Source organism: Pseudomonas silesiensis (assembly GCF_001661075.1).
Lineage (GTDB): Bacteria > Pseudomonadota > Gammaproteobacteria > Pseudomonadales > Pseudomonadaceae > Aquipseudomonas > Aquipseudomonas silesiensis.
On the sequence record NZ_CP014870.1, the window covers coordinates 5,973,684 to 5,996,714 of the forward strand.

A 23,031-nucleotide genomic window follows, 5' to 3' on the forward strand; every position below is an offset into this window, starting at 1 on the left:
GCCAATTGTTTCCACGAGCATCTGTAGAATGCTCGCCATCTGCACCTGATGAGAAAAGACTATGTACGACTGGCTGAACGCCCTGCCCAAGGCAGAACTGCACCTGCACCTGGAAGGCTCGCTGGAGCCTGAGCTGCTGTTCGCCCTGGCAGAACGCAACAAGATCGCCCTGCCGTGGAGCGATGTCGAAACCCTGCGCAAGGCGTACGCCTTCAACAATCTGCAAGAGTTTCTCGACCTGTATTACCAGGGCGCCGATGTGTTGCGCACCTCCCAGGATTTCTACGACCTGACCTGGGCCTATCTGTTGCGGTGCAAGGCGCAGAACGTGATTCACACCGAACCGTTCTTCGACCCACAGACCCACACCGACCGTGGCGTACCGTTCGAGGTAGTGCTCAACGGCATCGCCAGCGCGCTCAAGGACGGCGAGCAGCAACTGGGCATCACCAGCGGTTTGATCCTGAGCTTCCTGCGCCACTTGAGCGAAGAGCAAGCAGAGAAAACCCTCGACCAGGCGCTGCCGTTCCGTGATGCGTTTGTTGCCGTTGGCCTGGACAGCTCGGAAATGGGTCACCCACCGAGCAAGTTCCAGCGCGTGTTCGATCGCGCCCGCCACGAAGGTTTCCTGACCGTCGCCCACGCCGGTGAAGAAGGTCCGCCGGAGTACATCTGGGAGGCCCTGGACCTGCTGAAGATTCAGCGCATCGACCACGGTGTGCGCGCCATCGAAGACGAACGATTGATGCAGCGGATCATCGACGAACAGATTCCGTTGACCGTGTGTCCGTTGTCGAACACCAAACTGTGCGTGTTCGACCACATGTCCCAACACAACATTCTCGACATGTTGGAACGCGGAGTGAAAGTGACAGTGAACTCGGATGACCCGGCGTACTTTGGCGGGTATGTGACCGAGAACTTCCATGCGCTGTATACCGATCTGGGCATGACCCAGGATCAGGCCAGACGGTTGGCGCAGAACAGCCTGGATGCGCGCCTGGTCAAACCATAAGCATCACCGCAACCCCCTGTGCGGCGATCCGACTTGCCAGTGAAGAGGCCATCACAGTCGACTTTGATGTCGCCTGACACGCCGCCTTCGCCAGCAAGCCGGCTCCTACAGCCCCCCCGCCGCTCGCGCCTACGGCACCACTTGCAACTCGGTCTCCTTGGCAAAACGATGTATTTCCCGCTGCCCAGCGGCGGTGATCTGCACGGCTGGCGAATCATTGGACACACTCATCCAGCCAGACTGCATGAACAGTTGCAGCAACGCCGCGCCCAGTGAACCGCCCATGTGCGGACGTCTTTCGCTCCAGTCGGGACAAGCACAGGCGGCTCTGCTGGTGCTGTTCGCCAGCGCCTGGACGAACACTCCGCGATTCGCCAGTTGCGTGGCGCCCTTGTGAGTGATCGACACCCGCTGATCGAACTGCTCGATCCAGCCCGCATCCAGCAGACGCTGGTAGAGGTCGGCGGCCAGAGTGCCGCCCAGATGATCGTTGCACAACCTGGCGCGCAACAAGGGTGAAGGCACTGCCTGAGTCCTGGAGGGAAGTGTATGGCGTTTGAAAATATCCGGGATGTCCCGTGGTGTGCTGGCAATCGTCGCACTGGCCAATGCTTCTATCGCAGCAGCGACTTCGGGTGCGGCAAGCCGGAAGAACCGCTTGCGGCCGCGGATTTCGACTTTCAACAGACCACCGGCGGACAGACGCCCCAGGTGTGCACTGGCCGAAGACGGTGACACGCCGGCCAGCAACGCCAGGTCTTCGGATTGTCGCGCCGTGCCATCCATCAAAGCCCACATCATTGCGCTGCGCTTAGGGTCAGCCAGCAACGTGGCGATCTGGCTGATGCAAGGTGCATGTTCCATGTATTCACTCCCTGTTGAATCGTTTCGTCTACTGCTCAATGGCATAGTATAAGCGTGTTGACCGCTGGATCCTGCCCGGCATAACCCAACGGTGGTGATAGTTCCTGAGGGAAATTTCGCTATTTTCCTGCGACTAATGACCTTCGCCCGACAACGTCGGAAACGGACTGCACGACTTGGCGCAACGGCTGACGGGCATTTCCCGCAATAGGTTCATCGGCTTGCTCAATTACACGCACAATCATCCCCTCTTCCGGAGTCAAAAATGTCCCAGCCGTTCACCGCCATTGCCACCCTGATCGCTAAAGCCGGCCAGCAGGACGTCCTCGAACAGCACTTGCGCGCGCTGCTGGAGCCCACCCGTGCCGAGGCCGGTTGCGGGCAATACGACCTGCATCAGGACCTCGCCAATCCGCTGGCCTTCTACATGATCGAGAAGTGGAGCAGTGATGAAGCGCTGCAAGCACATGATGCCAGCGCGCATATCCAGAGTTTCCGTGCCAGGGCGAGCGATTTCCTCGAACACTTTGAACTCAAGCGCCTGCGTAATCTGGCCTGACCTTTATTACTGTCCCGGAGTCCCCATGAAAGCCATTGCCTACTACGCCTCACTGCCGATCAGCGACGAGCAATCCCTGCAAGAAATCGAACTGCCGGAACCGGTTGCCGGACCACGTGACCTGTTGGTGGAAGTCAAAGCCATCTCGGTCAACCCGGTCGACACCAAAGTACGCCAGAACGTCCAGCCTGAAAGTGGCACGGCGAAAGTGCTGGGCTGGGACGTGGCGGGTGTGGTCAAGGCCGTCGGCAGTGAAGTGACCTTGTTCAAGGCTGGCGACAAGGTGTTCTATGCCGGATCCATCGCTCGCGCTGGCGGCAACAGTGAGCTGCATGTGGTGGATGAGCGGATCGTCGGCCACATGCCCGCTTCCCTGGGTTTCGCCGAAGCCGCCGCCCTGCCGTTGACTGCCATTACTGCCTGGGAACTGCTGTTCGAGCGCTTGCAAGTGCACGAAGGCCAAACCGATGAAGGCCAGAGCCTGTTGATTGTCGGAGCGGCCGGTGGAGTGGGTTCGATCCTGACTCAACTGGCGAGCCAACTCACCGGGCTGAAAGTCATCGGCACCGCCTCCCGCCCGCAAACCCGAAGCTGGGTCAGCGAACTGGGGGCCGACCTGGTAATTGACCACAGTCAGCCGTTGAGCGAAGAACTCAAACGTGCCGGCATCGGGCATGTCACCCATGTGGCCAGCCTGACCCAGACGGATCATCACCTGGATCAACTGGTCGAGGCGCTGGCGCCACAAGGCAAACTGGCGCTGATCGATGATCCGAAGGCCCTCGACGTGACCAAGCTCAAGCGCAAGAGCCTGTCGCTGCACTGGGAGTTCATGTACACACGTTCATTGTTCGAGACCCCGGACATGATCAAGCAACATGAATTGCTCAATCGCGTCGCGCAGCTGATCGACGCCGGCACGCTGAAAACCACGGTCGGCGAGCATTTCGGCACCATCAACGCGGCCAATCTGCGTCGTGCCCACGAATTGCTGGAGAGCGGTAAATCCAGGGGCAAGATTGTGCTTGAGGGGTTCTAGACATTTAACAACCTGAGAGGCGAAAGATCGCCGGCTGTACCCGCGTCTACAGGATGGGTGTGCTACCGAAATATTCGGATACACATCGATCGATGCAGGAGCGGCCGCAAGCCGCGATCTATCGCGCTCAAACCGCCAGTCAGAGAGTTGACCGCTGTCACAATTGCAACCGCATTCGGGTCTACAATCGTGGCCACTGCACAGCAATCTTTTACATTAAGGAGGTCAGCAATGAAGATCCTGATAAAAGAATTGGCAAAATCCCAGTGGCAGGTCCGCCTGGACCAGCATACCGTGACCTTCCGCAGCGAAGCCGAAGCTCGCGCCTTCACCCGAACCCTTGAAGCGCGCCTGCACGCCCCTCATCAGTTTCCCGACCAGCAGCGCGCGGCTGGTTGAGCCATCCTCAGACCTGGGCTTGAACCAGTGCCCGGGCATTTTGCAGACGTCGGGTGAGCATCGCCACGCTCACCACCAGAATTCCGCACAGGCTGATGACCAAGGCCATCGGCACGGCGCTGCCATCGTGTAAAACAGCCACCAGCGCCGCAGCGCCGGCGGCGACGCTGAATTGCAGGCAACCAAGCATCGCCGACGCACTGCCGGCCCGGGCGCCCTGCCCGTTCATGGCACAGGCCGAGGCGTTGGGCAGGATGCAACCCAGGCTGGAGATGCAGATAAACAGTGGGATCAGCAGTGGCCACAACTGCTCGGTGTGCATCGAAGTGACGGCCAGCAGCGCCAGGCCGGCACCGACGTAGATCCAGACTGTGCGGGTCAGCAGAAACGCCGGGCCACGCTTGGCCAGCATGCGCGCATTGACCTGCGCCACCAGGATGAATCCCGCCGCATTGGCACCGAACAGCCAGCCGAAATGCTCGGGCGGCACGCCGTAGAGCTTGATAAACACAAAGGGGGAACCGGCAATGTAGGCAAACATCCCGGCGATAGCGATGCCGCCTGTCAGGGCGTGGCCGAGAAACACCGGGTCCGCCAACAGCCGACCGTACTGACGCAGCGCCCCGGACAACGGTTGGCGTGGCACATGGGCGGGCATGCTTTCCGGTAGGCCGAGGGCGACCGCCAGTCCCACCAGTGCACTGAAAAAGGTCAGCACGAGAAAAATCGACTGCCAGCCTGTGGTGTTGACCAACAACCCACCCAGCATGGGCGCCAGAATGGGGGCCAGCCCCATCACCAGCATCAATTGCGAAAAGACCTTCGCCGAACCTACCGCATCGCATTTATCGCTGACCACTGCGCGGGCGATCACCATCCCCGCGCAACCACCCAGGGCCTGGATGAAACGCGCACCGATCAGCCATTCCAGGTTCGGCGCAAACGCGCAGGCCAGGGAGGCTGCGGTGAACAAGCCGACCCCGGTCAGCAAGGGAATGCGTCGCCCGAAGCGATCAGCCACCGGGCCATAGGCCAGTTGACCGATAGACAAGCCGAGAAAATAAGCCGCCAGTGTCATTTGAACGTGCTGTTCATCGGTGCCGAACGCGAGCGCCATCGCCGGGAAGGCCGGCAAATAGAAATCGATCGCCAGCGGGCCGAAGGCACTGAGGGCGCCAAGTATCAAAATGCTACGAAAGTTCATCAGGCATCCAGTGGGACAGGTCGGCAGCCCGACAGTCTAGCCGTGCATGGACCCGTTGAACATTCTGTTAGGTCGCTAACTATTAAATATCACTCGATGAATGCCATTACCCCTGTTGCGCTTGATCTCAGGCGACTTTCGCTTCGTAGCCTTCTGCGCTAATCAGTACGATTACCTGATCCGCCGTCAACGCACTCTCCACCCCAACCTCTTTCGCCGCCAGATCGATCCGTACGCTAGCCGCCGGATCCTTCGATTGCAGTGCTTGAGTGATGGCTTTGACACAGTGACCGCAGGACATGCCTTGAACGTTGAACACTTGCATGGGAGAACTCCTTGAGTGGATGGCGAGCAGTCTGGAGCTTGCCACCATGGCAAGGTCAAGTACCGCAGCAAACTGCCGGACTGGCAATCGGCGCCGCGCTCGGCCAAGCTGCGTCCACCAGTGATTCGACTTCAGGAGATTCAGCCATGCGCTGGTCAGCTCTCAGCCTGTTTGGCTTCATCAGCCTGTTCGCCGCGACACCTTCGGTACACGCCGCCGGGGAGGACTATGGTGTGCTGATCATTTCCCGCGAGCGCCTGGAAGTCGCGACCTCTTGCGAGATCGGCGTGTACATCCACGATCAATTGTCAGCGCGGCTGTTCCAGGAACAGAGCACCTCGTTCAATCTGCCGCCGGGCACTGTGTCCCTGCGCCTGAAACTGCTGCCGGGACAGGCCCCGGGTTGCAATCCCGGGATGCTGGCGCCGGGCTCGCAGAACGTCACGCTCAAGGCTGGGGATGTGTTGAAGTTCCGGATTGCGATGACGCAGGAAGGGATGTACCTCAAGCCTGCGGCCCTCGATTATTGAGTCGACTGCAAAAAGATCGTCCGAACGCTCTTTTGATCTGAATCATGGCGCTTGACCTTGCCCGCATGGCAAGGTTGATCCTGTAGGCATCTTCTACAGGGAGCGCAACCGATGTCCGAAACCACTACGTTCGACCTGCCGATTGCCGGCATGACCTGCGCCAGTTGCGCCGGGCGCGTCGAGCGCGCCTTGAGCAAAGTCATCGGCGCCAGTGCCGTCAGCGTCAACCTCGCCACCGAACAGGCCCGGGTCCAGGCGCCCAGCGACAGCCTGCCGGCGTTGATGGACGCCGTGCAGCAAGCCGGCTACAGCGTGCCGCAGCAAACCCTGGAGTTGAGCATCGACGGCATGACCTGCGCCTCCTGTATCGGCCGGGTCGAACGTGCGCTGGCGAAGGTGCCGGGGGTCAAGAGTGTCAGCGTCAACCTGGCCAACGAACGCGCCCACCTCGAGTTGCTCGGCCAGGTCGATCCGCAGACCTTGATCGCCGCTGTGACCAAGGCGGGTTACGGCGCCAGCATCCGGGAAGTCGAACACCCGCTTGCCGACCATCAGCAACAGCGCCTGCACCGCGAGCGTTGGGCCTTGATCATGGCGATCGTCCTCGCCTTGCCGCTGGTGTTGCCAATGGTGCTGCAACCCTTCGGCGTGCACTGGATGCTCCCGGCCTGGGTGCAATTCGCGCTGGCGACGCCCGTGCAATTCGTCTTCGGTGCGCGTTTTTATATCGCCGCGTGGAAAGCCGTGCGTGCCGGTGCCGGCAACATGGATCTGCTGGTGGCCTTGGGCACCAGTGCCGGTTATGGCTTGAGTCTCTACGAATGGGCCACCGCTGCCGGGCGAATGCCGCACCTGTACTTCGAAGCCTCCGCAGTAGTCATTGCGCTGGTGTTGCTGGGCAAATACCTGGAAAGTCGCGCAAAACGCCAGACCGCCAGCGCCATCCGCGCCCTCGAAGCCTTGCGCCCGGAACGAGCGATTCAAGTGATCGATGGCCGTGAGCAGGACGTTGCCATCAGCGCCCTGCGTCTCAATGACCTGGTGATGGTCAAACCCGGCGAGCGTTTCCCGGTGGACGGTGAAGTCGTCGAAGGCCAGAGCCACGCCGACGAAGCGCTGATCAGCGGCGAAAGCCTGCCGGTGCCGAAACAACCCGGCGACAAGGTCACCGGCGGCGCAATCAATGGCGAAGGCCGGTTACTGGTTCGCACCCAGGCCTTGGGCGCGGAAACCGTACTGGCGCGGATCATCCGCCTGGTGGAAGACGCGCAAGCGGCCAAGGCGCCGATCCAGAAACTGGTGGATAAAGTCAGCCAGGTGTTCGTCCCGACGGTGCTGCTGATCGCGTTGGCCACCCTGATCGGTTGGTGGCTGTACGGAGCGCCGATGGAAACGGCGCTGATCAACGCCGTTGCGGTGTTGGTGATTGCCTGCCCTTGCGCACTCGGGCTGGCCACGCCGACGGCAATCATGGCCGGTACCGGAGTGGCGGCGCGCTACGGGATTCTGATCAAGGACGCCGAAGCGCTGGAGCGGGCCCATGAAGTCAGCGCCGTGGTGTTCGACAAGACCGGCACCCTGACCTCCGGCACACCGCGCATCGCCCATTTGAGTGCGATCGACGCTGACGAAGCCGCTCTGCTGCAAAGGGCCGGCGCCCTGCAGCGCGGCAGTGAACATCCGCTGGCCAAGGCCGTGCTGGACGCTTGCGCCGAACGTGGTTTGAATGTGGCCGATGTCAGTGACAGCCAGTCCCTGACCGGGCGCGGCATTGCCGGCACGCTCGAAGGTCGGCGGCTGGCGCTGGGTAATCGGCGCCTGCTGGAAGAGAGCGGTTTGAGCGCCGGTACATTGGCGGATAGCGCAACCGCATGGGAAACCGAAGGCCGGACCCTGTCCTGGCTGATCGAGCAAAGCCCCGAGCCGAAAGTGCTGGGCCTATTCGCTTTCGGTGACACCCTCAAGGCCGGCGCGCTACAAGCGGTGCAACAACTCGCCGCAAGCAACATCAGCAGCCACCTGTTGACCGGCGACAATCGCGGCAGTGCCAAAGTGGTCGCCGAGGCGCTCGGCATTCAAGATGTCCACGCCGAAGTGCTGCCGGCCGACAAAGCCGCCACCGTCGCCACACTCAAGAAAACCGGGGTCGTGGCAATGGTCGGCGACGGCATCAACGATGCCCCGGCCCTGGCCGCTGCCGACATCGGCATCGCCATGGGCGGTGGCACCGACGTGGCCATGCACGCCGCCGGAATCACCTTGATGCGCGGTGACCCACGGCTGGTGCCGGCGGCGCTGGACATCAGCCGCAAGACCTACGCGAAGATCCGGCAGAACCTGTTCTGGGCCTTCGTCTATAACCTGATCGGTATTCCGCTGGCAGCAGCAGGTTTGCTCAACCCGGTGCTCGCCGGCGCGGCCATGGCGTTGTCGAGCGTCAGCGTGGTGAGCAATGCGCTACTGTTGAAAACCTGGAAACCCAAGGATCTGGAGGACACCCCATGAACATTGGCCAAGCGGCCCGCCAGAGCGGCCTGAGCGCGAAGATGATCCGTTATTACGAGTCCATCGGCCTGCTCAAGGCCGCCCATCGTACCGACAGTGGCTATCGGGTTTACGGCGACGACGACCTGCACACCCTGGCGTTCATCAAGCGTTCTCGCGACCTGGGATTTTCACTGGAAGAGGTCGGCAAATTGCTGACCCTCTGGCAGGACCGCCAACGCGCCAGCGCCGACGTCAAGGCGCTGGCCCGTCAGCATATCGAGGAATTGGACCGCAAGATCCTCGAGCTGGGCCAATTGCGCGACACGCTGCAGGACCTGGTCGAGCACTGCCAGGGTGATCACCGTCCCGATTGCCCGATTCTCAAAAATCTTGAGTCGGGTTGTTGTGCCGTGTCCGCTCGCGTCTGAATGCCAGGTCATTGATCATCGCGGTTCCAAAAAAGGGCACCTATGAAAAACCCGGCCGAAGCCGGGTTTTTTATTGACCTGTCACTGCATCCAGGGCGGAGGCGGCTCTTCGGTCTTGCCAGGTGGCGCGTCGTCTGCGGCGCGTACCGCCTGCTTGCGTTCTTCATCGAGGCGTGCGGCCTCGATTTCGCGCATGATGCCGCCAACGTCGGCCAACTCTTCCGGCTCGTCGAACTCACCGGTCAAAACGCTGGCCGGGTGCAAGGTGCCGGCTTCGTACAGCGCCCACATTTCCTTGGCGTACCGGGTCTTCTTCAACTCCGGCGCATATCGTCCGAAGTACGACGCCATGTTGCCCACGTCCCGTTCCAGCATGCTGAACGCGTGGTTGTTACCCGCCGCATCCACCGCCTGCGGCAAGTCGATGATCACCGGACCGGTCGGGGTCAGCAACACGTTGAATTCCGACAAGTCACCGTGCACCAGACCGGTACACAACATCAGCACGATCTGCGAAATCAGGAACGCGTGGTATTCACGCGCCTGGTCCGGCTCCAGCACAACGTCGTTCAGACGCGGCGCCGCATCGCCATATTCGTCGGCTACCAGTTCCATCAGCAGCACGCCTTCCAGGAAGTCGTAAGGCTTGGGCACCCGGACGCCCGCGCCGGCCAGACGGAACAACGCCGCCACTTCGGCATTCTGCCAGGCGTCTTCGGTTTCTTTCTTGCCGAACTTGGAGCCCTTGGCCATCGCCCGGGCCTGACGGCTGTTGCGTACCTTGCGACCTTCCTGATACTCGGCCGCCTGACGAAAACTGCGTTTGTTCGCCTCCTTGTAGACCTTCGCGCAACGTAACTCGTTACCGCAGCGCACCACGTAAACAGCTGCTTCTTTACCACTCATGAGTGGGCGCAGCACCTCGTCGACCAGACCGTCCTCGATCAGGGGTTCAATGCGTTTTGGAGTCTTCATCAGCTTTTATTGTGGGTCCTTTATTACCAAACACGCGAAAGTCATTCGTTATACGGCAATCCACCCATTCCGGGGAGGGGTTGCCGACCTATGAACACTGCGAACGCACACAATGTGCCGAAAAAACCGGCAAACCCGACCGCCGTTTATCGCCCGCTCAGGATCATAACCCGCTGATCCATTTGCCCTATAGACAACACCACAACTTCGGCAGATTATTTTCCCCGCAAAAACCCTCATTCAAGAGATCTGTTCATGAGCAAAAAGCCATCGAAAAATGGCCCGAACAAGGCCAAATCCATTATTGCCCAGCCACTGTTCCGCAGCCGTCGGGAACGAGCCGGCAAAGGCAAAGGCAGCTACCGCCGCGAAGCCTTCCAGTCTGACAACTGGGAGGCTTCTTACTTTCTGGCGGCCTGAAAGGCAAGCAATCGCTCAACATGTTAAGGTCTGCACCTGATTCGTACTCCCTGGACCTGTGCATGCCCCTTTGTCTTTCCCGTCGTTGGCACTTTCGCCATCTGATAGCTGCCTCCAGCCTCATTTTGCTAGTCGCCTGTGCGGAAAAACCGACCGCCGCCGACGCCCAACCGCTTCAGACCCTCCCCGTCGCGACAGCCCCTGCGGTGATCCCGCCCGTGGTGCCGACCGGTGACAACCTCGACATCCAGCCGACCCAGACCTTCGCCGAATGGCAGGCGGGTTTTCGCCGGGATGCGCTGGCTGCCGGCATCCGCGCCGACCTGTTCGACCGCGCCTTTGCCAATGTGAGCCTGGACAGCAGCGTGATCCGCGCCGACCGCAGCCAACCGGAATTTTCCCGCCCGGTGTGGGAATACCTCGATGGCGCCCTTTCGCCACTGCGGGTACGCAAAGGCCAGGCGCTGGTCAGCCAATATGCCGACATCCTGCAAAGCATCGAGCAGCGCTACGGCGTCGATCGCCAGGCACTGGTTTCGGTGTGGGGCATGGAGAGTAACTTCGGTCAGTTCCAGGGCAGCAAGTCGGTGATCAACTCCCTGGCGACCCTGGCCTATGAAGGCCGGCGCCCCGGATTTGCCCACGCGCAATTGATTGCTGCACTGCAGATTCTGCAACAGGGTGATATCGAACCGGAGGCGATGCTCGGTTCCTGGGCCGGGGCCATGGGCCAGACCCAGTTCATCCCCACCACCTACAACACCCACGCCGTCGACTTCGACGGTGACGGCCGGCGCGACATCTGGGGCAGTTCTGCCGATGCCCTGGCCTCGACGGCGCACTACCTGCAGAGTTCGGGCTGGCAGAAAGGCCAGCCGTGGGGCTTCGAAGTACAACTGCCCGGTAGCTTCAACTACGTGCTGGCCGACGGCACGATTCGCAAGAGCGTGGCCGAATGGCAGCAACTGGGGGTCACGCTACCCAATGGCGCCCAGGTTCCGCCAGGCTCCGAACAACTGTCTGCGGCCCTGCTGCTGCCGGCCGGTTATCGCGGCCCGGCGTTCCTGGTCCTGGACAACTTCCGTGCGATCCTCAAGTACAACAACTCGTCGTCCTACGCGTTGGCCGTCAGCCTGTTGTCCGAACGTTTCAACGGCGCTGGCCTGATCAACGGCGCCTGGCCGAAAGATGATATGCCGCTCAGCCGTACCGAGCGCATTGAACTGCAAAGCCTGCTGAGTGCGCAGAATTACGATGCAGGCACCGCCGACGGGATAATCGGTGCGAACACGCGCAAGGCGATCCGCAGTGCACAGCAGTCGTTTGGCTGGCCGGCGGATGGGTATCCGACGCACAAGTTGCTCGAAGGGCTGCGTAACCGATAGACAACCGTATGGCGAATGCCGCCTTCGTCGGAACGCCGCCCGGAGCAAGCCCGCTCCGGGCGGCGTTCCGACGAAGGCGGACTATCAGGCGACTAACATCTACCGCTTGACCACCACATCCTGCTCCAACAACAGTTCTTTCTCCCCTGCATCCAGCCGCACCAACGCCCCCATCGGCAACGTCAGGTTCGGATTGCAATGCCCGCTGCGCCACCCGGACAACACCGGTATCCGCAACGGCGCGAAGGTCTGCTTGAGCAAGCGCTCCAGCGCCGGGCCATCAACTCCCGCGATATCCCCCACCAGAACCCCGCGCAGCTTGTGCAGCGTGCCGGCCAGACGCAGATGGGTCAGTAGCCGGTCTATGCGATACAGCGGCTCGTTGATGTCCTCGATGAACAGGATGACGCCCTCGGCATCCATTTCATAAGGGGTGCCCATAGTCGCGGCGATGATCGACAGGTTGCCTCCCAGCAAACGCCCATGGGCGATGCCAGGCTCAATAGTGGTCAACGGATAAGCCACTGGATGCGTCAGCACACTACCCGCCTTCATCTGCCCCTTGAGCATATTGAAAAACGACGACTCGGTTGGCTTTTGCTTTTCGCTCAACAGATCCGCGTTGAGCATCGGCCCATGAAAGGTCACGAAGCCTGCATAACGGCTGATCGCCAGGTGCAGCGCGGTGATGTCGCTGTAGCCGATGAACGGTTTGGCGTTGCAGCGCAACAGGTCGAAGTCGATGCGATCAAGCAATCGTGGCGTTCCGTAACCGCCACGAAGACAGATGATCGCATCGACCTCGCTGTCGGCGAATGCGGCGTGCAGGTCAGTGAGCCGCACTTCGTCGCTACCGGCCAGGTAGCCGTCCCGCTCGTACACGCCGGGATACACCCGCAACGAATAACCGCGAGCGCGCATCCAGGCGATGGCTTTTTCGGTGTCCAGCGTTGCGGGTCCGGCGGGTGCGATGACACCGATCAACCCCTGCGACGGCAAGGCCGGAACAGGCGCGTGAGGACAAAGCGTGTGGGTGGGTCTAACAGTCATCCATGAATCTCCCTGTGTGAAAGCGATAGGCACACAGTAGTCAGGAACGGGGACAAACAGAAGAGGGCCTGTTGCCCCGCAGGTTGCAGGAAAAAACTGTAATTGCTGTAGTCCGGGCAAAAAAACGCCCGCAAGATGGAAAATCCTTGCGGGCTCTTTTTCACATCCGGATCAGGACGACATCAGCTCGGCCTTGACCAGCTTCGCCTGCTCATCGGCGTGGTACGAGGAACGTACCAGCGGGCCGGAGGCGACGTTCTTGAAGCCCATCTTGTAACCTTCCTCGGCGAACCAGGCGAAGGTGTCCGGGTGTACGAAACGCTGGACCGGCAAGTGGCTGCGGGACGGCTGCAGGTACTGGCCCAGGGTCAGCATGTCGATGTCGTGCTCGCGCATGCGTTTCATGACTTCGATGACTTCTTCGTCGGTTTCACCCAGGCCCAGCATCAGGCCGGACTTGGTCGGAATGTGCGGCATCATCTGCTTGAAGCGTTGCAGCAGGGTCAGCGACCACTGGTAATCCGATCCCGGACGCGCGGCCTTGTACAGGCGCGGCACGGTCTCCAGGTTGTGGTTGAACACATCCGGCGGCTCGGCGGCGGTGATTTCCAGTGCGACGTCCATGCGGCCACGGTAATCCGGGACCAGGGTTTCGAGCTGTACGTTTGGCGACAGCTTGCGGATCTCGCGGATGCAGTCGGCAAAGTGCTGGGCGCCGCCGTCACGCAGGTCGTCGCGGTCTACCGAAGTGATCACCACGTACTTGAGTTTCAGGTCGGCAATGGCAATGGCCAGGCTTTCCGGCTCGTTGACGTCCAGTGGTTTCGGACGACCATGGCCAACGTCGCAGAACGGGCAGCGACGGGTGCAGATGTCACCCATGATCATGAAGGTCGCGGTGCCGCCGGAGAAGCACTCGCCCAGGTTCGGGCAGGACGCTTCTTCGCATACGCTGTGCAGCTTGTGCTTGCGCAGCAGCGCCTTGATGCGATCGACTTCCGGCGAAACCGGGATGCGCACGCGAATCCAGTCGGGTTTCTTCGGCAATTCGGTGGTCGGAATGATCTTCACCGGGATACGTGCAACCTTCTCGGCGCCGCGCAGCTTGACGCCGGCTTCTACCTTGGCACGCGGGGCCGGACGCTCGGTAACATCCAGCGTCGGGATCATGGTTTGCACTGCATCAGTAGTCATATCAGTCGATTCCGCCCGTTAGGGTCGTCTGCTCAGCATAGTCGAGGTGTTTGACGAGCTGCGCGCGCAGCCGGGCACTTACCTCGGCAAATTCAATCGATCCTGCGTGATCGCTCAGCTGGGTCATCGCCAGCCCGGCGTAGCCGCAGGGATTAATCCGTCGAAACGGTTCCAGGTTCATATCCACGTTCAGGGCCAGGCCATGAAAGGAGCAACCATGGCGGATCCGCAGACCCAGAGAAGCGATTTTCGCCCCGTCGACGTACACGCCCGGGGCATCCGGCTTGGCCGCGGCCGTGACGCCGTAGCTGGCCAGCAACTCGATCAGGCACTGCTCCATGCGGCTGACCAGGTCTCGCACGCCGAAACCCAGCTTGCGCACATCGAGCAACAGGTAAGCCACCAATTGGCCGGGGCCATGGTAAGTCACCTGACCACCGCGATCGACCTGCACCACCGGGATATCCCCCGGCACTAACAAGTGCTCGGCCTTGCCGGCCTGGCCCTGGGTGAACACCGGCAGGTGCTCGACCAGCCAGATCTCGTCGGCGGCGTCACTGCCGCGTTCGTTGGTAAAGCGTTGCATGGCATGCCAGACCGGCTCGTAAGCCATCTGGCCAAGCTCGCGAAAGCCCAGCGTGCCAGACATCACAGCACCATGTGCACGAAACCGGTGGCCCGCAACTCGCTGTTGATGTCGTACAGCTGTTCCTGACCGGTGGCGATGATGTGCAGCTGGATGGTCGTGTACTTACCGTTGGTGCTCTGGCGTTCGGCCAGGGTCTCGTGATCAACGGTGGCGTGCTTCTCAAGGATCGCAATGATCTTGTCCTTGAACCCCACACCAGTGTCGCCGATCACCTTGATCGGGTAATCCGCGCAGGGGAATTCAATCTTTGGCGCCTTTACTTCGGTGTCTGTCATGGCGTAACGGCCTCGTAAGCCGTGGCAACGGACATGGCCCCGCTCCGGATCGGGGCGGGGCCATGCAAGTCCACACTAATTCAGTTGAACAAGCCGTAGAAGAATAGACGGATGCTATCCCACATGCGGCGGAAGATACCACCCTCGTCAACCGCGTCGAGGGCGATCAGGTCGGCGCTGTGCACCACCTTCTCGTCCAGCTTCACTTCGACTTTACCGATCACGTCGCCCTTGGCGATTGGCGCCATCAGTTGCGGGTTCATGGTCATGCTGGCGGCGAGCTTTTTCAGCTGGCCCTTCGGCAGGGTCAGGGTCAGGTCCTGGGCCAGGCCGGCCTTGACTTGATTGGTGGTGCCTTTCCAGACAGGTGCCTGAGCCAGCTCGGCGCCTTTCTGGTAGAAGGTCTGGGTTTCGAAGAAGCGGAAACCGTAGGTCAGCAGCTTCTGGGTTTCGGAGGCACGCGCCACGTCGCTGTTGGTGCCGAACACCACGGCGATCAGGCGCATGCCATCACGGACGGCCGAGGACACCATGCAATAGCCGGCTTCGTCGGTGTGGCCGGTTTTCAGGCCGTCGACGGTCTTGTCGCGCCACAGCAGCAGGTTGCGGTTAGGTTGCTTGATCCCGTTCCAGAAGAACTCTTTCTGCGAGTAGATCGCATAGTGAGCCGGATCTTCGTGGATGATCGCGCGAGCCAGCACGGCCATGTCATGAGCCGACGAGTAATGCTCCGGGTTCGGCAGACCGGTCGGGTTCATGAAGTGGGAGTTGGTCAGGCCAAGATCGGCACCGGTTTTGTTCATCATGTCGGCGAACGCGTCTTCGCTGCCGGCGATGTGCTCGGCGAGCGCAACACTGGCGTCGTTACCCGACTGGATGATGATGCCGTGCAGCAGGTCGCTGACGGTGACTTGCGAGCCAACCTTGATGAACATCCGCGAACCGCCGGTACGCCAGGCGTTTTCGCTGACGGTTACCGGATCGTTTTCGCCAATCTGGCCACGACGGATTTCCAGGGTCGCCAGGTACGCGGTCATCAGCTTGGTCAGGCTGGCCGGAGGCAGACGCTGGTCACCGTTGTTCTCCACCAGCACGTTGCCGCTGCTGGCATCCATGAGCACGTAGGATTTGGCGGCCAGTTGTGGTGGCGACGGCATCATCTCGACCGCGAACGCGGCAGGCGAGAGGAGCAGCGGTACTAGCAGGCACAGTCGTTTGGCAAAGGTGGTGATGTTCATCCGTCTCTCGAAATCGCTAATGGAAACTGCCCAAGGGCAAAACTAATCAGATGACCTTCTAACGGGCCATCGCGTGTTCAGTTGTTCACTCAGAACCCTTGCCGGGCTTTTGTTCTAAAACGAGCCAACAACCAGGTTCACCCCCCAAGACCGCAAGCGAACCCTCAATCAAGTACTACGTATTACTCGGCGGTGACCAGGCTCGGCGAACCGAGATTGGCCAGGCGCACGCTGTTCTGCACTTGCTGGATTTCACCCGGCGAGCCGATCGGCCCCAGGCGAACCCGATGCAGCGTCTGTTGATTGCGCACGATCGAGCTGATGAACACCGGAGCGCTCACCATCCCGCTGAGCTTCGATCTCAGGAGTTCTGCAGCGTCCGGGTTGGCGAACGCGCCCACCTGCAGATACTGGCCAGAGGCTTGTGCAGAAGCGTTTTTTTTTGCATCGATCGGCACAGGAACGACCGCCGCGGCGTGTTGCTGCGGCGGTGGCGTCCATTGTTCAACGGTGCCGGCCGAAGCCGTGATCACCGGGGCGTTATTTTGCGCGATTTTCGGCTCGTTAAGCATCAACGGTGCCGGACGCCCTTTGGCGGCCCACCATTGCTGCGGATCGATGCCTTCGACCTTGACCCGCGCCGTACCGGATTCGGCATAACCGAGCTTCTTGGCGGCGGCATATGACAAGTCGATGATCCGGTCAGAGTAGAACGGCCCACGGTCGTTGACCCGCAAGACGACGGTCTTGTTGTTGTCCAGGTTGGTCACCCGAACGTAACTGGGCAGCGGCAAGGTCTTGTGCGCGGCACTCATGCCGTACAGGTCATAGACCTCGCCATTGGCGGTGTTCTGGCCGTGAAATTTGGTGCCGTACCAGGACGCCGTGCCCGACGCGACGTAGGACCTGGATTCTTGCTGCGGGAAATAAGTCTTGCCCAGCACGGTATACGGGTTGGCTTTATAAGGACCCGTGTGCAGGGTCGGTGTCGCATCAGGGATGCGCGATACGTCGACGTCCCACCAAGGCGCACCGTCTTTGTGCGCGCGGTTGATGTCCAGGCCTGGCGTTGCACGCACGACGGCCGGAGAAGACTTTGTTGGCGTCGGCGAGCGGCTGGTCGAACAACTGGCGACCAGCACCGTCAACGCGGCGAATGCCATCAGCTTCAGGGGTTTATTCATAGGCAATGCCCGCATTACTTGACGCCCCGTGCTTGGACCAGCTGTTCAGACAGTTGATGTACGGCCATGGCGTACATCACGCTGCGGTTATAACGCGTGATCGCGTAAAAATTCGTCAGGCCCATCCAGTATTCAGGACCCTTGTCACCTTCCAGGCGGAATGCCGTGACCGGCATATCATCGCGCAGCGCATCATGACTTGACCACCCCAGCGCTCGCAACTCCCCCACGGTTTTAGTCGGTTCGATACCGGTGGTCAAACCCAGATCCACCTGATCGCCACGCACATCGGCGCGGCTGACCACGGGTTCACCGCCTACCCAGCCATGACGTTTGAAGTAACTGGCGACGCTGCCGATGGCATCGTCCGGGTTGTTCCAGATATTGATGTGGCCATCACCGTCGAAGTCCACCGCATAGGCGCGAAAGCTGCTCGGCATGAACTGCGGCAGCCCCATCGCCCCGGCGTAGGAACCCTTGAGGGTCAATGGATCGACCTGCTCTTCACGGGCCAGCAGCAGGAACTCGCGCAATTCCTTGCGGAAAAATTCGGCTCGGGGAGGATAGTCGAAACCCAGGGTCGACAAGGCATCGACGACCCGGAAATTTCCGGTATTGCGTCCGAAAAAGGTTTCAACGCCAATGATTGACACAATCACTTGCGCCGGCACGCCGTATTCCTGTTCCGCGCGAGCCAATATCGCCTCGTGCTGACGCCAGAAGTCCACACCACGGGCGATGCGCGCATCGGTGATGAACATCGGGCGGTACTCGCTCCACTGCTTGACCCGCTCGGCGGGTTTCGAGATCGCGTCGAGGATCGACTGCTTGCGCTCGGCTTCGCGGAACACGCCCATCAGCTGTTCACCGGCAAAACCGTAGTCGCGGGTCATTTCACCGACGAATTCGGCCACTTGGGGTGAGCCTTCGTAATCGCCGGCCAACGCGTCCTGCGCTGTGCCAAGGATGCTTACCAGGCCGACCCATGGCGCGTATCGAGTCGCCCAGCCACGCATTACTTGCATTGAAATCTTCACCTTATTCAAACTTGTGCGATCCACTTACGATGGGTATGGATCGACATCAAAACCCCAAACGCTGACAGCAGCGTCACCAGCGAAGTTCCTCCGTAGCTAATGAACGGCAACGGCACCCCCACGACCGGCAACAGGCCACTGACCATACCGATGTTGACGAAAACGTAAACAAAAAACGTCATGGTCAGGCTGCCCGCGAGCAATTTGCCGAACAATGTCTGGGCCTGGGCGGTAATGACCAGCCCGCGACCGATCAACAACAGGTAGATCAGCAGCAGTGCGCAGATGCCCACCAGGCCGAACTCTTCACCCATGACGGCAATAATGAAGTCGGTGTGGCTTTCCGGCAGGAAATCCAGGTGCGACTGGGTGCCTAGCAGCCAGCCCTTGCCGAACACGCCGCCGGAACCGATGGCGGCCTTGGACTGGATGATGTTCCAGCCGGTGCCCAGGGGATCGCTCTCCGGGTCGAGAAACGTCAGCACTCGCTGCTTCTGGTAATCGTGCATGACGAAGTACCACATGGCGATCGACACCGGCACGGCGGCGGCGAGCACGCTGAGGATCCAGCGCCAGCGCAGGCCGCCCATGAACAACACGAAAGCACCACCCGCCAGGATCAGCAACGAAGTGCCGAGGTCGGGCTGACGCACGATCAGGATGAAGGGCAAGCCGATCAGAAACAAACTGACGCCCACGTGTTTGAGCTGGGGCGGCAAGGTGCGCTTGGACAGGTACCAGGCGATGGTCGCCGGCATCAGGATCTTCATGAACTCCGAAGGCTGGAAGCGGATCACCCCGGGAATATTGATCCAGCGCGTGGCGCCCATGGCGTTGTGGCCCATCACGTCCACCACCACCAGCAACAGCACGCCGATCACATAACCGACCGGCACCCAACGGGCCATGAAGCGCGGCTCGAACTGGGCAATGACGACCATCGACACCAGGCCGATACCAAACGAAGTGGCTTGCTTGGCCAGCAGGTCCCAGCTCTTGCCGCTGGCCGAATACAGCACGAACAGGCTGCCGGCGGCGAGGGTCAGCAACAGGATCAGCAGCGGGCCGTCGATGTGCATGCGTTGCAACAGCGTCGCTCGACGACGCATCACATCCTCGCTGGAGAGAATGCGATCGAAATTACTGTTCACGGGCCGTAGCCTCCGCGCTGATTGGGCTGGCGTATTCGGCTTTCAACCGACCGTTCTGGTCCAGGAGCCAGGCGTCCATGATTTGACGCACCACGGGTGCAGCAACGCCGGAACCGGACTCGCCGTTCTCGACCATCACCGACACCACGATCTTCGGGTTGTCGGCCGGTGCGAAACCAACGAACAAGGCGTGGTCACGATGGCGTTCCTGGACCTTGGAACGGTCGTATTTTTCGCCCTGCTTGATCGCGACCACCTGGGCCGTACCACTTTTACCCGCGATGCGGTATTGCGCACCGATCGCCGCTTTGCGCGCGGTACCCCGGGCGCCGTGCATGACCTGCTGCATGCCATGATTGACCTTGGCCCAGTCGGACGGATCGCGCAGGATGATGTCCGGCATCGGGTTCTCGTCCTTGGGCCGCTCGCCCTCGACGGTCTTGGCCAGATGCGGCCGGTTCCAGACACCCTTGTTGGCCACCAGCGCAGTGGCCTGGGCGAGTTGCAGCGGGGTCGACTGCATGTAGCCCTGGCCGATCCCCAAAATCAGGGTTTCACCCGGGAACCAGGCCTGACGGCGGGTCGCGCGCTTCCATTCCCGAGTCGGCATCAGCCCCGCCGACTCTTCGAACATGTCCAGCGAGACCTTCTGGCCAATGCCGAACTTGCCCATGTACGCCGACAGCCGATCGATCCCCAGTTTGTGGGCCAGGTCGTAGAAGTAGGTGTCGTTGGAACGCATGATTGCCGTGTCCAGATCGACGAAGCCATCACCGGAACGGTTCCAGTTACGGTATTTGTGATCGTAGTTGGGCAACTGGTAAAAGCCGGGGTCATACACCCGACTCGAGGCGGTCACGACGCCGGCATCCAGGCCGGCAATCGCCACAGCAGGCTTGATGGTCGAACCCGGCGGGTACAAGCCACGCAGGACCCGGTTGAACAGCGGCCGGTCGATGGAATCACGCAGCTCGGCATAAGCCTTGAAGCTGATGCCGGTGACGAACAGGTTCGGGTCGAAACTCGGCGCACTGACCATCGCCAGGACTTCACCGGTTTTCGGGTCCAGCGCCACCACCGCGCCGCGACGACCGCCCAGTGCTGCTTCGGCCGCTTCCTGCAATTTGATGTCCAGGCTCAGCACGATGTCCTTGCCGGGAATCGGATCGGTGCGCTTGAGCACGCGTAATACGCGCCCCCGGGCGTTGGTCTCGACCTCTTCGTAACCCACCTGACCGTGCAATTCAGGCTCATAGAACCGCTCGATGCCGGTCTTGCCGATGTGGTGGGTGCCGCTGTAGTTGACCGGATCGAGGGATTTCAACTCCTTCTCGTTGATCCGCCCCATGTAACCCACGGAATGCGCAAAATGCGGGCCCTGCGGGTAGTGGCGAACCAACTGCGCGACCACTTCCACCCCGGGCAGGCGGAACTGATTGACCGCTATGCGGGCGATCTGTTCTTCGGTCAGCTCGAACAGGATCGGCACCGGCTCGAACGGCCGGCGCCCCTGTCGCATGCGTTTCTCGAAGATCACCCGGTCCTCGGGCGTCAGCCCCAGCACCTCGACGATCACATCGAGCACTTGCTGCCAGTCGCCGGAGCGCTCGCGGGTCATGCTCAGGCTGAAGCTTGGCCGGTTATCGGCCACCACCACGCCGTTACGGTCGAAGATCAGCCCACGAGTCGGCGGAATCGGCTGCACATGGACGCGGTTGTTTTCCGACAGGGTCGAGTGGTACTCGTACTGGATCACCTGGAGGAAATACAGCCGCGCGATCAACACACAGATCAGCGCCACCACCGCAATTGCCCCGAACACGACGCGGCCACGCACCAGACGGGCGTCTTTTTCGTGGTCCTTGAGGCGGATCGGCTGGGGCATGAGGGCAGAACTACTTGTGGTAAGGGTGGCCGGACAAGACTGTCCAGGCACGATACAGCTGTTCGCCGATCAGAATGCGCACCAGCGGGTGCGGCAACGTCAACGGCGAGAGCGACCAGCGCTGATCGGCCCGGGCACAGACTTCCGGCGCCAGCCCTTCGGGGCCGCCGACCATGAAATTCACCGTGCGCGAGTCCAGCCGCCAGCGATCGAGTTCGACCGCCAGTTGCTCGGTGCTCCAGGGCTTGCCGTGGACTTCGAGGGTGACAATCCGCTCGTTCGGCCCGACCTTGGCCAGCATGGCTTCGCCTTCCTGACGGATGAAGCGCGCCACGTCGGCGTTCTTGCCACGGGTGTTGAGCGGTATTTCCACCAGTTCCAGCGCCAGCTCGGACGGAAGACGCTTGGCATATTCATGCCAGCCTTCTTCCACCCACTTGGGCATGCGTGAACCGACGGCGATCAGTCGCAGTCGCACAGCGGTCCCTTATTGCTGGTCTTTGTTGAGCTTGACGAAGTGCTCATGGGTGTTTTCCGGGCTGTGGTGAGCCGCGTTCAGAGCACGGCTCTGTTCTGCACCGGACCACAGACGCTCAAGGTCGTAAAACTGACGCGCCGAGGCGGTCATCATGTGGACGATGACATCATCCATGTCCAGCAGCACCCAGTCGCTGTCGCCCTTGCCTTCTTCACCTAGCGGCTTGACGCCCAAGGCTTTGACGGCTTCGCGTACTTTGTCCAGCATCGCGCCGATCTGGCGGTTGGAGGTACCGGTGGCGATGATCATGAAGTCCGTGATGCTTTGCTTTTCACGAACGTCGATGACCTGGATGTCCTGGCCCTTCACATCTTCCAGGGCTGCTACGGCCACCTTGACCAGTTCTTCGCCACGCAGCTCCGGCCCGGTTGGAGCCTCTACTGGCAGCGGAGCGCTCTTGAACGTGCCTTTGCGCTTTACTTTGGTTTGGGCTTTGTCAGTCATATAAAACTCGTTTTGCTCGTATGTTCAGGCGCTTCAATACACGTTGTTGCTACGTGCCTTGAGGCACTCCTATTCAGTTCGACGCACGGTAAAGTCCGTGCGCATCGATGTAGGCCAGGACCGCGTCGGGCACCAGGAAACGTACCGACTTACCGCTGGCCAGCAGTTGACGGATCTGGGTGGCGGATACCGCAAGCGGTGTCTGCCAGACGAATGCAATCTGTCCGCTCGGCCCTTTGAGGGCCAGCGGGTCGCTCACCGAGCGCGCTGCCAGCAGGTTGCGCAAGGCATCCGGCGGTTCGCTGTCGGCATCCGGGCGTTGCAGCACCAGGATGTGGCAATACTGGAGCAACTCTTCCCAGCGGTGCCAAGTGGGCAGGCCGCAAAATGCGTCCCAGCCCAAAAGTAGAAAAACCTGGTCATGCGCGGCCAGTTCGCCACGCATCAGCTCCAGGGTATCAATGGTGTAGGACGGTTTGTCCCGCTGCAATTCGCGGGCATCCACCACCAACGGCGCCACACCGGCCACCGCGCACTCGACCATCGCCAGACGGTCTATCGCCGACACCTGCGGCGTACCGCGATGAGGCGGCCTGGCACTGGGTGTCAGGCGCAGCTCATCGAGCGCCAGCGATTCGGCGACTTCCAGCGCACCGCGCAAATGGCCGATGTGCACTGGGTCGAAGGTCCCGCCCAGCATGCCGATGCGCCGAGGCGCAGGGTCGCGGGTGGTCACCGGGGCCGACGGATTGAGGT

Annotated in this window: 25 protein-coding genes; 9 read left to right on the forward strand and 16 right to left on the reverse strand. The window is 61.0% G+C overall.

Annotated elements, in window-relative coordinates; genetic code table 11:
- The first annotated feature begins 61 nt into the window (after window positions 1-61).
- Window positions 62-1,015, forward strand: coding sequence for an adenosine deaminase (locus PMA3_RS26490; RefSeq protein ID WP_064679941.1), 954 nt, complete (start codon window positions 62-64; stop codon window positions 1,013-1,015).
- A gap of 129 nt (window positions 1,016-1,144) precedes the next feature.
- Here PMA3_RS26490 and PMA3_RS26495 read toward each other — a convergent pair whose 3' ends face one another.
- Entirely contained in the window at window positions 1,145-1,879 is a 735-nt protein-coding gene (locus tag PMA3_RS26495) for an ArsR/SmtB family transcription factor (RefSeq protein WP_064679942.1), read from the reverse strand.
- Between the two features lie 265 nt (window positions 1,880-2,144).
- Between PMA3_RS26495 and PMA3_RS26500 the strand changes: the two genes are divergently transcribed.
- The 3 genes from PMA3_RS26500 to PMA3_RS32875 all read left to right on the forward strand — a co-directional run bounded on the left by PMA3_RS26500 (window position 2,145) and on the right by PMA3_RS32875 (window position 3,876).
- On the forward strand, window positions 2,145-2,438 hold the full coding sequence (locus PMA3_RS26500) for a putative quinol monooxygenase (RefSeq protein WP_064679943.1): 294 nt from the start codon (window positions 2,145-2,147) through the stop codon (window positions 2,436-2,438).
- A 25-nt stretch (window positions 2,439-2,463) separates the two neighbouring features.
- Complete coding sequence (locus tag PMA3_RS26505; protein WP_064679944.1) at window positions 2,464-3,477, forward strand: zinc-binding alcohol dehydrogenase family protein; 1,014 nt, start codon at window positions 2,464-2,466, stop codon at window positions 3,475-3,477.
- A gap of 231 nt (window positions 3,478-3,708) precedes the next feature.
- Complete coding sequence (locus PMA3_RS32875) at window positions 3,709-3,876, forward strand: hypothetical protein (protein WP_167355124.1); 168 nt, start codon at window positions 3,709-3,711, stop codon at window positions 3,874-3,876.
- Window positions 3,877-3,883: 7 nt separating this feature from the next.
- On the opposite strand, the gene PMA3_RS26510 is transcribed toward PMA3_RS32875, so the two are convergent.
- Window positions 3,884-5,080, reverse strand: a complete 1,197-nt coding sequence (locus PMA3_RS26510) for a multidrug effflux MFS transporter (RefSeq protein ID WP_064679945.1) — start codon at window positions 5,078-5,080, stop codon at window positions 3,884-3,886.
- A 127-nt stretch (window positions 5,081-5,207) separates the two neighbouring features.
- On the reverse strand, window positions 5,208-5,405 hold the full coding sequence (locus tag PMA3_RS26515; RefSeq protein WP_064679946.1) for a heavy-metal-associated domain-containing protein: 198 nt from the start codon (window positions 5,403-5,405) through the stop codon (window positions 5,208-5,210).
- Between the two features lie 146 nt (window positions 5,406-5,551).
- Between PMA3_RS26515 and PMA3_RS26520 the strand changes: the two genes are divergently transcribed.
- The 3 genes from PMA3_RS26520 to cueR all read left to right on the forward strand — a co-directional run bounded on the left by PMA3_RS26520 (window position 5,552) and on the right by cueR (window position 8,850).
- The gene (locus PMA3_RS26520; protein ID WP_064679947.1) at window positions 5,552-5,935 is read left to right on the forward strand and encodes a hypothetical protein; all 384 of its coding nucleotides are present in this window, start codon (window positions 5,552-5,554) and stop codon (window positions 5,933-5,935) included.
- A 111-nt stretch (window positions 5,936-6,046) separates the two neighbouring features.
- Complete coding sequence (locus PMA3_RS26525) at window positions 6,047-8,440, forward strand: heavy metal translocating P-type ATPase (protein WP_064679948.1); 2,394 nt, start codon at window positions 6,047-6,049, stop codon at window positions 8,438-8,440.
- Window positions 8,437-8,850: a Cu(I)-responsive transcriptional regulator gene (gene cueR / locus PMA3_RS26530; RefSeq protein WP_064679949.1), complete on the forward strand. Its 414-nt coding sequence runs from the start codon at window positions 8,437-8,439 to the stop codon at window positions 8,848-8,850. Before PMA3_RS26525 ends, cueR begins: the two co-directional genes overlap by 4 nt.
- Window positions 8,851-8,931: 81 nt before the next feature.
- Here cueR and PMA3_RS26535 read toward each other — a convergent pair whose 3' ends face one another.
- The gene (locus tag PMA3_RS26535) at window positions 8,932-9,825 is read right to left on the reverse strand and encodes a PA4780 family RIO1-like protein kinase (RefSeq protein ID WP_064679950.1); all 894 of its coding nucleotides are present in this window, start codon (window positions 9,823-9,825) and stop codon (window positions 8,932-8,934) included.
- 255 nt (window positions 9,826-10,080) lie between these two features.
- Here PMA3_RS26535 and arfA point away from each other — a divergent pair, with 255 nt between their 5' ends.
- Complete coding sequence (gene arfA, locus PMA3_RS26540) at window positions 10,081-10,245, forward strand: alternative ribosome rescue factor ArfA (protein ID WP_064679951.1); 165 nt, start codon at window positions 10,081-10,083, stop codon at window positions 10,243-10,245.
- Window positions 10,246-10,307: 62 nt separating this feature from the next.
- A complete protein-coding gene (locus tag PMA3_RS26545) occupies window positions 10,308-11,630 on the forward strand; it encodes a lytic murein transglycosylase (protein WP_064679952.1) in 1,323 nt (440 codons plus the stop codon).
- A 99-nt stretch (window positions 11,631-11,729) separates the two neighbouring features.
- On the opposite strand, the gene PMA3_RS26550 is transcribed toward PMA3_RS26545, so the two are convergent.
- The 12 genes from PMA3_RS26550 to nadD form a co-directional block, all read right to left on the reverse strand.
- Window positions 11,730-12,680 (reverse strand): S66 peptidase family protein, encoded by a 951-nt coding sequence (locus PMA3_RS26550; protein WP_064679953.1) that lies wholly within the window; start codon window positions 12,678-12,680, stop codon window positions 11,730-11,732.
- Window positions 12,681-12,851: 171 nt separating this feature from the next.
- Window positions 12,852-13,874, reverse strand: a complete 1,023-nt coding sequence (gene lipA, locus PMA3_RS26555; RefSeq protein ID WP_007946663.1) for a lipoyl synthase — start codon at window positions 13,872-13,874, stop codon at window positions 12,852-12,854.
- A 1-nt stretch (window position 13,875) separates the two neighbouring features.
- The gene (gene lipB, locus PMA3_RS26560) at window positions 13,876-14,523 is read right to left on the reverse strand and encodes a lipoyl(octanoyl) transferase LipB (RefSeq protein ID WP_064679954.1); all 648 of its coding nucleotides are present in this window, start codon (window positions 14,521-14,523) and stop codon (window positions 13,876-13,878) included.
- Window positions 14,523-14,798, reverse strand: a complete 276-nt coding sequence (locus PMA3_RS26565; RefSeq protein WP_064679955.1) for a DUF493 domain-containing protein — start codon at window positions 14,796-14,798, stop codon at window positions 14,523-14,525. The genes lipB and PMA3_RS26565 overlap by 1 nt, the downstream gene beginning before the upstream one ends.
- Window positions 14,799-14,878: 80 nt before the next feature.
- Complete coding sequence (locus tag PMA3_RS26570) at window positions 14,879-16,036, reverse strand: D-alanyl-D-alanine carboxypeptidase family protein (RefSeq protein WP_064679956.1); 1,158 nt, start codon at window positions 16,034-16,036, stop codon at window positions 14,879-14,881.
- A gap of 182 nt (window positions 16,037-16,218) precedes the next feature.
- Window positions 16,219-17,235 (reverse strand): septal ring lytic transglycosylase RlpA family protein, encoded by a 1,017-nt coding sequence (locus tag PMA3_RS26575; RefSeq protein ID WP_064679957.1) that lies wholly within the window; start codon window positions 17,233-17,235, stop codon window positions 16,219-16,221.
- Window positions 17,235-18,245 carry a lytic murein transglycosylase B gene (mltB, locus tag PMA3_RS26580; RefSeq protein WP_064679958.1) on the reverse strand — a complete coding sequence of 337 codons (1,011 nt, stop codon included), beginning with the start codon at window positions 18,243-18,245 and terminating at the stop codon, window positions 17,235-17,237. Before mltB ends, PMA3_RS26575 begins: the two co-directional genes overlap by 1 nt.
- A gap of 17 nt (window positions 18,246-18,262) precedes the next feature.
- Window positions 18,263-19,366, reverse strand: a complete 1,104-nt coding sequence (gene rodA / locus PMA3_RS26585) for a rod shape-determining protein RodA (RefSeq protein ID WP_064680817.1) — start codon at window positions 19,364-19,366, stop codon at window positions 18,263-18,265.
- A gap of 31 nt (window positions 19,367-19,397) precedes the next feature.
- The gene (gene mrdA, locus PMA3_RS26590) at window positions 19,398-21,293 is read right to left on the reverse strand and encodes a penicillin-binding protein 2 (protein WP_064679959.1); all 1,896 of its coding nucleotides are present in this window, start codon (window positions 21,291-21,293) and stop codon (window positions 19,398-19,400) included.
- A gap of 10 nt (window positions 21,294-21,303) precedes the next feature.
- Complete coding sequence (rlmH, locus tag PMA3_RS26595; RefSeq protein WP_003185785.1) at window positions 21,304-21,771, reverse strand: 23S rRNA (pseudouridine(1915)-N(3))-methyltransferase RlmH; 468 nt, start codon at window positions 21,769-21,771, stop codon at window positions 21,304-21,306.
- A gap of 9 nt (window positions 21,772-21,780) precedes the next feature.
- Window positions 21,781-22,275, reverse strand: coding sequence for a ribosome silencing factor (gene rsfS, locus PMA3_RS26600; protein ID WP_064679960.1), 495 nt, complete (start codon window positions 22,273-22,275; stop codon window positions 21,781-21,783).
- Between the two features lie 73 nt (window positions 22,276-22,348).
- Entirely contained in the window at window positions 22,349-22,975 is a 627-nt protein-coding gene (nadD, locus tag PMA3_RS26605; protein WP_167355137.1) for a nicotinate-nucleotide adenylyltransferase, read from the reverse strand.
- Window positions 22,976-23,031 lie beyond the last annotated feature (56 nt).